11 protein-coding genes and 1 riboswitch are annotated in these 11,979 nt (G+C 45.3%); of the genes, 5 read left to right on the plus strand and 6 right to left on the minus strand.

What is annotated here, in order from left to right:
* The first annotated feature begins 177 nt into the window (after window positions 1–177).
* Entirely contained in the window at window positions 178–1,158 is a 981-nt protein-coding gene (acuI, locus tag ACXAFJ_RS13325; RefSeq protein ID WP_475323973.1) for an acrylyl-CoA reductase (NADPH), read from the plus strand.
* Window positions 1,159–1,195: 37 nt separating this feature from the next.
* Here acuI and ACXAFJ_RS13330 read toward each other — a convergent pair whose 3' ends face one another.
* Window positions 1,196–2,134, minus strand: coding sequence for a LysR family transcriptional regulator (locus ACXAFJ_RS13330; RefSeq protein ID WP_475323974.1), 939 nt, complete (start codon window positions 2,132–2,134; stop codon window positions 1,196–1,198).
* A gap of 170 nt (window positions 2,135–2,304) precedes the next feature.
* Window positions 2,305–2,484: a hypothetical protein gene (locus ACXAFJ_RS13335; RefSeq protein WP_475323975.1), complete on the minus strand. Its 180-nt coding sequence runs from the start codon at window positions 2,482–2,484 to the stop codon at window positions 2,305–2,307.
* A gap of 129 nt (window positions 2,485–2,613) precedes the next feature.
* Between ACXAFJ_RS13335 and tusA the strand changes: the two genes are divergently transcribed.
* Entirely contained in the window at window positions 2,614–2,874 is a 261-nt protein-coding gene (tusA, locus tag ACXAFJ_RS13340) for a sulfurtransferase TusA (RefSeq protein WP_475323977.1), read from the plus strand.
* 13 nt (window positions 2,875–2,887) lie between these two features.
* Here the strand turns inward: tusA and ACXAFJ_RS13345 are convergent, their stop codons facing one another.
* Together ACXAFJ_RS13345 and ACXAFJ_RS13350 are read right to left on the minus strand one after the other, a co-directional pair.
* On the minus strand, window positions 2,888–3,148 hold the full coding sequence (locus ACXAFJ_RS13345) for a hypothetical protein (RefSeq protein ID WP_475323978.1): 261 nt from the start codon (window positions 3,146–3,148) through the stop codon (window positions 2,888–2,890).
* A 163-nt stretch (window positions 3,149–3,311) separates the two neighbouring features.
* Window positions 3,312–3,869, minus strand: a complete 558-nt coding sequence (locus ACXAFJ_RS13350) for a TMEM165/GDT1 family protein (protein ID WP_475323979.1) — start codon at window positions 3,867–3,869, stop codon at window positions 3,312–3,314.
* Window positions 3,870–3,955: 86 nt separating this feature from the next.
* Window positions 3,956–4,076, minus strand: a riboswitch (yybP-ykoY riboswitch).
* 206 nt (window positions 4,077–4,282) lie between these two features.
* On the opposite strand from ACXAFJ_RS13350, the gene glyQ reads away from it, so the two are divergent.
* From glyQ to ACXAFJ_RS13365, 3 genes are all read left to right on the plus strand, one after another.
* Window positions 4,283–5,203 carry a glycine--tRNA ligase subunit alpha gene (gene glyQ, locus ACXAFJ_RS13355; RefSeq protein ID WP_475323981.1) on the plus strand — a complete coding sequence of 307 codons (921 nt, stop codon included), beginning with the start codon at window positions 4,283–4,285 and terminating at the stop codon, window positions 5,201–5,203.
* A gap of 2 nt (window positions 5,204–5,205) precedes the next feature.
* Window positions 5,206–7,287 carry a glycine--tRNA ligase subunit beta gene (glyS, locus tag ACXAFJ_RS13360; protein WP_475323983.1) on the plus strand — a complete coding sequence of 694 codons (2,082 nt, stop codon included), beginning with the start codon at window positions 5,206–5,208 and terminating at the stop codon, window positions 7,285–7,287.
* 190 nt (window positions 7,288–7,477) lie between these two features.
* Window positions 7,478–8,728, plus strand: coding sequence for a valine--pyruvate transaminase (locus ACXAFJ_RS13365; RefSeq protein WP_475324129.1), 1,251 nt, complete (start codon window positions 7,478–7,480; stop codon window positions 8,726–8,728).
* A gap of 56 nt (window positions 8,729–8,784) precedes the next feature.
* Here ACXAFJ_RS13365 and ACXAFJ_RS13370 read toward each other — a convergent pair whose 3' ends face one another.
* Complete coding sequence (locus ACXAFJ_RS13370) at window positions 8,785–9,222, minus strand: Hsp20 family protein (RefSeq protein WP_475323984.1); 438 nt, start codon at window positions 9,220–9,222, stop codon at window positions 8,785–8,787.
* A 339-nt stretch (window positions 9,223–9,561) separates the two neighbouring features.
* Window positions 9,562–11,979 carry a DNA topoisomerase (ATP-hydrolyzing) subunit B gene (gene gyrB, locus ACXAFJ_RS13375; RefSeq protein ID WP_475323985.1) on the minus strand — a complete coding sequence of 806 codons (2,418 nt, stop codon included), beginning with the start codon at window positions 11,977–11,979 and terminating at the stop codon, window positions 9,562–9,564.

Genomic DNA, 11,979 nt, shown 5'->3' on the forward strand with positions numbered 1-11,979 from the left:
CTCTCGAAAAGGGTTTTTTATTTATACGTATACAAAGTAAAGCAAAGTGAAGCCAAACAAAGCCGAGCCAAATGCGTGACGTGCATAGATATAATGCTAAAGTTTCATTTTTTGAGTGCTTCATTTAATTCTAAACTGGATTGATACACGTTTATCTAAGACGCTTGGAGATCAGCCATGTTTCATGCCCTTGTACTGAATCAAGAAGAAAAACTCACCACAGCTTCAATTCAAACTATTGATGAATCAGCCTTACCAGATGGTGATGTCCTCATTGAAGTCGACTACTCCTCTCTCAATTATAAAGATGGGTTAGCCATCACAGGTAAGGGCAAAGTCATTCGCAACTTTCCTATGGTGCCGGGCATTGATCTCGCAGGAACAGTTTTAAGCTCTGAAAGCAGCCAATATCAAACGGGTGACAAGGTGGTGCTCACCGGATGGGGAGTAGGAGAAAACCACTGGGGCGGCATGGCGCAACGAGCAAAACTAAAAGCGGATTGGCTAGTTCCATTACCCAAAGGTTTAGATAGTAAACAGGCTATGATGGTGGGCACGGCTGGTTTTACCGCAATGCTGTGCGTTCAAGCACTGCTAGATTCTCAAATTAAACCTGAGGATGGCGAAATCCTGGTGACGGGGGCCAGTGGTGGGGTTGGGACGGTAGCGGTTACCTTGTTGGCGACTCTAGGCTATCGAGTCGCCGCAGTGACGGGTCGTGTTGAAGAAAATGGCCCCTTGTTGACTCAGCTAGGCGCCACAACAATCATCGACCGGGTTGAATTTGAAGAGCACGCAAAACCATTAGAAAAACAGCTTTGGGCAGGCGCGATAGATACAGTCGGCAGCAAAGTGCTCGCAAAAGTTCTGGCTCAGATGGATTACAACAGTACTGTTGCCGCCTGCGGTTTAGCCGGTGGTTTTGACTTACCTACAACTGTCATGCCATTTATTCTGCGCAATGTCCGTTTACAAGGTATCGACTCCGTAATGTGTCCTACGGAAAAGCGAATTCAGGCATGGAATAAGCTGGTAGAGTTGTTGCCAAATAATTACTTTGAGCAAGCTTGTACTGAAATAAATTTAGATCAGGCCATACTGTACGCTGAAGATATTACCAATGGCCAAGTGACCGGACGAGTGGTGATCAAGCTCTGAATTCAAGGGCCAACTCCTCTTGGCCCAACCTTAACTTCTACAAGCCTATCTCACTAACACGCTGGGAAATTAACTGCCCACATTCTTCTTTTACCAACGAGCGAAGCCACATTTGAGCGGGGGAGAATTCACATCGAGAATGCCAAATCATCGAGTAATCAAATGGCGTAAATTCAAATGGCAGTGGTTTAACGACTAGGTCATATCGCTGAGCAACCAGAAAAGCGAGGTCTGCAGGAACCATAACAATTAATGGCATTTTATCCATTATCGCGAGTGCGGCTTCTAGGTGATAGGCTCTTAACACTAGCTTTCTGTTTAGATGTTCTTTTAATGCTTCATCGATAAGAGCTTTAACCCCATCACTTATCGCGATCATCGCGTGAGGATAAAAAAGGTAGTCTTTGAGCGTCAACTGGGTGCCTGCCATTAGATGATATTTGGACACCAAGCATGACACCCCAACTTGGCCAAGCACTTCACGTTGAAGAGAATCCACCGAACCAACTGGACGACAAATGGCCAAATCAGCACCACCATGAGTTAACTGCTCGGTGATTTTGTCATGTTGCAGTGGCATGAACTCAAGTGAAAGGTTTGGTGCTTCCTGATAGATTCTTGGCAATACAAAAGGAAATATGGTCTGCATGGCGTAATCGGTACTAGCAATCACAAAGGTTTGCTCACAGTCCACTGGGTTAAATGTTATTGGCGATAACACTTGTCGCAAAGAATCTAATGGCTCACATAGACTGGCATTGATTTCCAAAGCTTTTTCAGTAGGAATTAACTGTTGTCCTTGACGGGTAAATAGGGGATCGGAAAGCATTTCTCGCAGCCGTCCCAACACTCGGCTCATAGCTGATTGACTCAGGTTCAATCTATCTGCAGCTCGACTAACACTGGACTCTTCAATTAAAACTCGCAGTGCCACCAGCAAGTTAAGATCTCGACGATAAATGTCTTCTAATTCCACGAAATATCCCAAAAAGAGCGATGGTCTAGTTTCATTGTACAGACAACAGGCAAAAAAAATCCCGCCTTTCAGCGGGGAAGCCCAAGAAAAACTGGGGATAGTGTCGGAATGTATGTGAATGTAGTGTCAAGTACTTGTCTGGTTGAATGAGCCACAACCATCAAGTGAATCTAACGGCTTTCAGATGTTTGAGCTCTCACCTGAACTTCAAGCCAAATCCCTACCAAGGTTGCAGCCACTCCCAATAATGGCAACAACGAGGTTGAAGCTGGTTGCGCAAATATCAGGCTACAAAAAGAAATGATACAAAGCACCGTGTAGATGGTCAGTCTATCGAGTGATGTTAACACAAGCCCTCCAATTGTTACCAACTTGTTAACCAAATTATAACAACTTGTTCTGTTTGCCAAGTGGTTATTGAATATTTTTTCTTCAACTGTATTATCGACCGCCTTTCGACCTTTGAGTAAGAGATCAGCATGAGCGATATCGACGAGAAATTGTTAGGTTCCGCAGACAAGAAGCTTGATGCTATTGGCTTGCGCTGCCCTGAACCTGTGATGATGGTGAGAAAAACGATTCGAACTATGCAGGAAGGGGAAACTTTACAAATAATCGCTGATGACCCGTCAACCACTCGCGATATTCCGAGCTTCTGTCGATTTATGGATCACGAGTTGGTATCAGCCCAGACTGATACGCTACCATTCGAATTTGTTATCCGAAAAGGTGTGAGATAAGCCGCTCATTTGGCTATTCGTCAAAATCAATTCTATGAACTTGCTTTTGTAACTCGGCCACTTGCTTTTTCAACTTACGTATTTCTTCATGCATAGGTTGAACGTGAGCAACTCGAATCCATGCTTCCACACATAATGCGGTCAGAATAAAAGCACCGACAACAATGGGTAACCACATTTGGGTTAGCACCATGCCCAAGAGCGTGATTGCCAATCCTAGGGTAAACAAATAACTTTGTTGTTTTGCTGACATTCCTGAATAGCGAGTAAGCATAAGCTGCCCTCCTACCGTTCACCTATTGTCAAAGTAGCACCGAGATATGACGCGATCTTTGTGATAAATCACAGCCTAATGCTAACGCATCAGCGATCGACCATTTGTTTGATCAAACGCCTACAATTGTTGCGTCTGTTTAATTAATCGCCAACTTGTTGGGCTAATACCAAATCCAAGCTGCAATGGCGAGCGCGGCAAAAAATATTGCGGATAAGCGGCGAATAAGTAATAGAGGTAAGCGATCAGCAAATGCTTTTCCAACAAATACCACAGGTACATTAGCTAACAACATACCAATTGTTGTGCCAATAATGACCATCAGCATGGCATCCGCAAACTGCGCCCCTAATACTGAAGTGGCAATTTGGGTTTTGTCACCAATCTCTGCTACAAAAAAGGCAATGAAGCTGGCTATAAATGGACCGCGACTGGAATCAGGTGTTTCATCATCCAGTTTATCGGGGACCAGCACCCAAGATGCCATGATGGCAAAACTGCCAACAATCACCCACTTCATTACATCTTGTGGCATTACATCAGCCAACACCACACCTAACCAAGCAGCCAAGCCATGGTTGGCAAGTGTAGCAAGAAAAATTGCGAGAATAATTGGGACTGGTTTTCGGTAGCGACTCGCCAAGAAAAGCGACAAAAGTTGGGTTTTATCTCCCATCTCAGCTAATGCGATGGAAGTAATGGAAATAGCTAATACGCTCACGACATGCTCTAAAGGGCGGGATTATATAACCTAAGATAAACCTCGTTCCCCACCCTGGTTAACGATGTTTATCTAAGGTCTTGTTCGACACAAATGCTCACGTCGTGCCTTTTAAGCCATGGTGATGTGCACCAAATATGTTGACTTAAAATCCTGCCTACTCGAATGCTAGGTCAGGCGAACTACTCCCCAAAGACCGCGCAATTGTACACATAAGAAGAATATTGAACAAGCAATTCAATAACCTAGGCTTATCAAACTTGGAAAAACAAACCTTATCATCAACGATTTCCACTAAACGACATTTTTGCGCAAAATTTCCTCAACTTTGCCCCTACTACCAGCGCAAATAACTGGGTATACTTGATCGTTATTTTCGAATCTATATTTCAGACAATCGCGCGAACCTGACTATGCAAAAATACGATATCAAAACCTTCCAGGGAATGATCCTCGCGCTGCAGGATTACTGGGCACAAAATGGTTGTACCATTGTTCAACCTCTCGACATGGAAGTAGGTGCTGGCACCTCTCATCCAATGACATGTCTACGTGCACTTGGCCCAGAGCCAATGTCGACAGCTTACGTTCAACCTTCACGTCGTCCAACTGATGGCCGTTATGGTGAAAACCCGAACCGTCTGCAGCACTACTATCAGTTCCAAGTAGCTCTAAAACCATCTCCAGACAACATTCAGGAGTTGTACCTAGGCTCACTTGAAGTACTTGGTATCGACCCACTTGTTCACGACATTCGTTTCGTTGAAGACAACTGGGAAAACCCAACGCTAGGCGCATGGGGTCTTGGTTGGGAAGTATGGCTAAACGGCATGGAAGTAACTCAGTTTACGTACTTCCAGCAAGTTGGTGGCCTAGAGTGTAAACCAGTGACGGGAGAGATCACGTACGGTATCGAGCGCCTTGCTATGTACATCCAAGAAGTAGATTCTGTTTACGACCTTGTGTGGAATATTGCACCAGACGGTAGCAAAGTGACTTATGGTGACATCTTCCATCAAAACGAGGTTGAACAGTCAACCTACAACTTTGAGCACGCTGACGTCGATTTCCTTTTCACCTTCTTCGACCAATGCGAGAAAGAGTGTAAAGAGCTACTTGAGCTAGAGAAGCCACTTCCGCTTCCAGCTTACGAGCGCATTCTAAAAGCGGGCCATGCATTCAACATTCTTGATGCGCGCAAAGCTATCTCTGTAACAGAGCGCCAACGTTACATCCTTCGTATCCGCAACCTGACTAAGTCTGTTGCTGAAGCTTACTACGCATCACGTGAAGCACTTGGCTTCCCGATGCTGAAGAAAAACGAGGAGAAGTAATCATGGCTAAAGAATTTCTAATTGAACTAGGTACTGAAGAGCTACCACCAACGCAACTTCGCACTCTAGCGGAAGCGTTCGCAGCAAACTTCGAAGCTGAGCTAAAAGGCGCAGACCTAGCACACGAAGGTGTGAAATGGTACGCCGCTCCTCGTCGTCTAGCACTTAAGGTTTCAGCGCTAGCTGAAGGCCAAGCTGACAAAGTGGTTGAGAAGCGCGGTCCTGCAGTTTCTGTCGCATTTGATGCTGACGGTAATGCAACCAAAGCGGCTCAAGGCTGGGCACGTGGTAATGGTATTAGCGTTGAACAAGCTAATCGCCTAGTGACAGACAAAGGCGAATGGCTACTGTTCAAACAAGAAGTAAAAGGCAAAGCAACGTCTGAAATCGTTGTTGAGCTGGCAGCAAAAGCATTGGGTAACTTACCTATCGCTAAGCCAATGCGTTGGGGCAACAAGACAACTCAGTTTATCCGTCCGGTTAAAACGCTAACTATGCTAATGGGCTCTGACCTTATTGAAGGTGAGATCCTAGGCGTAGTATCAGACCGCACTATCCGTGGTCACCGCTTCATGGGTGAGCAAGAGTTCACTATCGAATCAGCAGAGCAATACCCAGCGATCCTAGAAGAGCGCGGTAAAGTCATGGCAGATTACGAAGCGCGTAAAGCGATCATCCTTGCTGACTCGCAAAAAGCAGCAGCAGCGGTTGGCGGTGTTGCTGATCTAGAAGATGACCTAGTTGAAGAAGTAACGTCTCTGGTTGAGTGGCCAGTAGTTCTAACAGCGAAGTTTGAAGAAGAGTTCCTAAAAGTGCCTTCTGAAGCGCTGGTTTACACCATGAAAGGTGACCAGAAGTACTTCCCTGTCTACTCATATGAGAACGGCGATGACAACAAGAAGCTACTACCTAACTTCATCTTCGTTTCAAACATCGAATCAAAAGAGCCTCGCTACGTAATCGAAGGTAACGAGAAGGTTGTACGTCCACGTCTTGCGGATGCAGAATTCTTCTTCAACACTGACCGCAAGCGTCCTCTAATCGATCGTCTACCTGAGCTAGAGCAAGCTATCTTCCAGAAACAGCTTGGTACTATCAAAGACAAGACTGACCGAATTACTGAGCTTGCTGGCTACATCGCTGAGCAGATCGATGCTGACGTCGAAAAGTCTAAGCGTGCAGGTCTTCTAGCGAAATGTGACCTAATGACCTCTATGGTATTTGAGTTTACCGATACTCAAGGTGTGATGGGCATGCACTACGCAACTCACGATGGTGAAGACGAGCAAGTGGCGCTGGCACTTTACGAGCAATACATGCCTCGTTTCGCCGGTGACGCGCTACCAAGCACAGGTATATCTTCTGCAGTCGCAATGGCAGACAAGCTAGATACTATCGTTGGTATCTTCGGTATTGGCCAAGCACCTAAGGGCTCTGACCCATTTGCACTTCGTCGTGCGTCGCTAGGTGTACTGCGTATCATCGTAGAAAACGGCTACAACTTGGACCTAACAGATCTAATCGCAAAAGCGAAAGAACTACTAGGCGACAAGCTAACCAACGACAACGTAGAAGCTGACGTTATCGACTTCATGCTTGGTCGCTTCAACGCATGGTACAAAGACGAAGGCTTCAGTGTGGATATCATCCAAGCAGTACTGGCTAATCGTCCGACTAAACCAGCTGACTTCGACCAGCGCGTTAAAGCGGTGTCTCACTTCCGTGAGCTAGAAGCCGCTGAAGCACTAGCTGCAGCTAATAAGCGTGTAGGTAACATCCTAGCGAAATTCGATGGTGAGCTAGCGGCAGACATCGACCTAGTACTTCTACAAGAAGACGCCGAAAAAGCACTTGCAGAAAGCGTTGCCGTAATGACGGAAGCATTAGAGCCAGCATTCGCTGCCGGTAATTACCAAGAAGCACTAAGCCAACTAGCGGCTCTACGTGAGCCTGTTGATGCGTTCTTCGATAATGTCATGGTAATGGCGGATGATGAAGCGCTTAAAAAGAACCGACTGACCCTGCTCAACAACCTCCGTAACCTCTTCCTGCAGGTTGCCGATATCTCATTGTTGCAGAAATAACCGGGTTATTCCCTTGAAACAAGCCCGGCAACAGCCGGGCTTTTTAATTGCGGGTAATTTATAGGTCAATACTTGTCTTAACCGCGTGTTAAGGTAAGGTCAAAGAAAGCAATCCCGTATTGTTCAATTATAAAAATCGACTTTGCGCCAAATGGAAACGTCGCGCCAAGGAAGTAAGGTAAAGGAAGTCATGCAGTTCTCTAAGTTTGGAAAAAAGTTCAATCACTATTCAGGTATCACCCAGTTAATGGATGATCTCAATGATGGCTTAAGAACTCCCGGTGCAATCATGCTCGGCGGCGGTAATCCGGCGGCTATTCCTGAAATGCTCAACTACTTCCAACAATCTTGCCAAGAGATGGTTACCAGTGGTGAGCTGGTCTCAGCCCTTGCCAACTATGATGGTCCACAAGGTAAAGATGTATTTGTTCGCAGTCTCGCTAAGTTGCTAAAAGACACCTATGGGTGGGAAATTACTGAACGTAATATTAGTTTAACCAATGGCAGTCAGAGCGCGTTTTTCAGTTTGTTTAACTTGTTTGCAGGCAAACAAGTAGACGGCTCGCACAAGAAAATTCTTTTGCCACTTGCTCCTGAGTATATTGGATACGGTGATGCTGGGGTCGATGAAGATATTTTTGTTTCATACCGGCCGGAAATCGAAATTCTCGACAATGGCATGTTCAAATACCATGTTGATTTCAACTCTCTCACTGTTGATGATTCGGTCGCGGCAATCTGTGCGTCTCGCCCCACAAACCCAACGGGCAATGTGCTGACCGACCAAGAAATAGAGCGCTTGGATGAGCTGGCGCAACAACACAATATTCCGCTGATCATAGATAATGCCTACGGACTGCCATTCCCCAACATCATTTTTGAAGATGTTAAACCGTTTTGGAATCGCAACACCATTCTTTGCATGAGCTTGTCTAAGCTGGGTCTTCCGGGTGTTCGCTGTGGCATTGTCATTGCCTCTGAAGAAATCACCCAAGCCATGACCAATATTAATGGTATCGTCAGTCTAGCACCGGGCAGTATTGGCCCAGCCATAGGACACCACATCATTCAGAAGCGGGATTTACTGCGACTAAGCTCTGAGGTCATTAAACCTTATTACCAAGAAAAGTCACAACGGGCGGTAGAGCTGCTGCAAAGCTCAATTACCGATAAACGATTTAGAATCCACAAACCGGAGGGCGCAATATTTCTTTGGTTATGGTTTAAAGATTTACCGATAAGTACCATGGAGCTCTATAAACGGCTAAAAGCGAAAGGGGTGCTAGTTGTCCCAGGTGAATACTTTTTTATTGGTCAAAACGACGGTTGGGATCATGCTCATGAGTGTTTACGAATGAACTACGTCCAAGATGACGACAAAATGCAGAAAGGCATTGCCGTGATTGCCGAAGAAGTTGCCAAAGCCTACCAAAATAAATGACTCCAACTGGAAAACTAAAAAAGAGCGCATAAGGCGCTCTTTTTTGATTTCACTGTTTATTCGCTTTCAATCAGATTTTTACCGTTGATAGCAATTCGACGAGGCTTCATCGCTTCGGGGATTTCTCGTTCTAAATCCACGTGAAGTAGGCCATTTTCCATGGTTGCACCAACTACTTTGACATAATCTGCAAGCTGGAATTTACGCTCAAAGTTTCGCTCTGCGATTCCTTGATATACGTAGTTTTTGCCTTCTTCTTCTTTGCGTTCACCTTTTACAATTAGCGTATTTTCCTTCTGAGTCAGTTCTAACTGCTCTTCGGCAAAGCCGGCAATTGCCATGGTAATACGAAAGTGGTTTTCGTCTTGTTGTTCAATGTTGTACGGAGGGAAACCGTTCGATGCATTTTTGGCAGCACTCGCTTCCATCAGATTGAAAAGACGGTCGAAACCAATGGCATTACGATATAGTGGTGTGAAATCTACATTACGCATAATTCTATCCTCATAGTATTTAAGCAATAGCTTGATTCAGTAATGGTCGAATCAAGTGAAACAAACAGTTCGCTGGCACATAGCTCGGGAACCTGTTCTTTCTTTGTGTTGTCCTGCTGAACTTCCTCTCATGAGCAAAGTTAGCGGGTTAAATGAAGACCCTATCGGCGTCTTCATAAATAGATATAAGGATGAATTTTTCGCTTTCAAGCATGGAAAGCAAAATTTTTTTAGACTGGCTTGTGTTAAAAATTCGCTGTTTTATATCATACAGATATAAAAAAACACCATCGATTAACGATGGTGTTTTTCAGTAATCCAGAGTTTAGATTGAGTTATCTATACGTCTAGGTTAGCAACTTTCAGCGCGTTTTCTTCGATAAAGTTACGACGAGGTTCAACTTGGTCGCCCATCAAAGTGGTAAACAACTGATCCGCACCAACCGCATCTTCAATAGTCACCTGCATCATGCGGCGCGTGTCTGGGTCCATGGTGGTTTCCCAAAGCTGATCAGGGTTCATCTCACCTAGACCTTTGTATCGCTGTAGGCTCAAACCACGCTTAGATTCTTTCATCAACCACTGCAAAGCTTGCTCGAATGTGGTCACGCTTAACGTGCGCTCGCCGCGTTTAACAAACGCATCGTCTTCCAATAACCCATCCAATGCTTCAAACAAGTCTGCAAGTTTGCCGTACTCTTTAGAGTTAAAGAAATCAGCGCTGAGCACGTGTTCGTGAGTAACACCATGAGTACGCACTACAACTTTTGGCAAGTTGATGTTCAGCTCAGAATGTTGCTCTACCTCTGCACTGTATTGGCTAGCACCGACTTCTTTTGCATTGAGCTGTGCGACAACTTGTTCTGTCCACGCTTGAACGGCAGCTGCGTCATGGCATTGCTCAGCCGTCAAACGAGGTACATAAGTCAACTCTTTCACCAATGCATATGGGTAGCGTCGGCTCATGCGATCCACCAGCTTCATTGCTGAATTGTATTGTTGAACCAATGTCTCTAACGCTTCACCTGCCAATGCTGGGGCATCTGGATTCACGTGCAAGCCGGCATTGTCCATCGCCAAAGAGATTTGATATTGCGTCATCGCATCTTCATCTTTGATGTATTGCTCTTGTTTGCCTTTTTTCACTTTGTACAGAGGTGGCTGTGCGATGTACACGTAGCCACGCTCAATCAATTCAGGCATTTGACGATAAAAGAAGGTCAATAGAAGGGTACGAATGTGAGAACCATCAACGTCCGCATCGGTCATGATGATGATGTTGTGGTAACGCAATTTGTCTGGATTGTATTCGTCGCGACCAATACCACAGCCCAAAGCGGTAATCAGTGTTGCCACTTCTTGCGAAGACAGCATTTTGTCGAAACGCGCTTTTTCAACGTTAAGAATCTTACCTTTCAACGGCAAAATTGCTTGGTTTTTACGGTTACGGCCTTGTTTTGCGGAGCCGCCTGCCGAGTCCCCCTCCACTATGTAGAGTTCTGAAAGCGCTGGGTCTTTTTCCTGGCAATCAGCCAGTTTGCCTGGCAAGCCTGCCAAATCTAATGCGCCTTTACGGCGAGTCATTTCACGGGCTTTACGCGCTGCTTCACGAGCACGTGCTGCATCAATAATCTTTGAACAAACAATTTTTGCTTCAGTTGGGTTTTCTACCAAGAATTCAGAAAGCTTTTCACCCATGGCAGATTCAACCGCCGATTTCACCTCAGATGACACGAGTTTATCTTTGGTTTGGCTGGAGAACTTAGGATCCGGTACTTTTACTGAAATCACTGCTGTCAAACCTTCACGAGCATCATCGCCTGATGTCGCAGCTTTGGCTTTCTTAGAAAAACCTTCCTTGTCCATGAAGGTATTAAGCGTACGCGTCAACGCAGAGCGGAAACCCGCTAAGTGCGTACCACCATCACGTTGCGGGATGTTGTTGGTAAAACAGTAAATATTCTCTTGGAAACCATCGTTCCATTGCATAGACACTTCAACAGAAATACCGTCTTCGCGCTCAGCATCGAAGTGGAATACTTTTTCATGAATCGGCGTTTTGTTAGTATTGAGGTGCTCAACGAATGCTTGGATACCACCTTCATACATGAAGTGGTCTTGCTTATCTTCTTCTCGCTCATCAACCAACTTGATTGACACGCCTGAGTTCAGGAATGACAGTTCACGCAAGCGTTTTGCTAGGATATCGTAGTGGAACTCAATGTTTGAGAACGTTTGAGCGCTTGGCCAAAAACGAATTTGTGTACCTGTCGCTTCCGTATCACCAATCACAGATAACGGCGATTGTGGCTCACCATGGTGATAAATCTGAGTGTGAATTTGACCACCGCGATGGATAATAAGCTCCACTTTTTCCGACAAGGCGTTCACAACTGATACACCTACACCGTGCAGACCACCAGAAACCTTGTAAGAGTTGTCATCAAACTTACCACCAGCGTGCAGTACCGTCATGATAACTTCGGCTGCAGAAACGTTTTCTTCTGGGTGCATTTCGGTAGGAATACCACGACCATCGTCGCTAACAGAAACGGACCCATCTTCGTGGATAGTAACAATGATGTCTTTACAGTGACCCGCCAAAGCTTCATCGATTGAGTTATCGACAACCTCAAATACCATATGGTGAAGACCGGTACCGTCATCGGTATCACCGATATACATTCCAGGACGTTTACGTACTGCGTCGAGACCTTTTAGTACTTTAATACTCGATGAATCGTAATTTTCAGACAT

Source organism: Vibrio sp. ABH4_348, assembly GCF_056159765.1.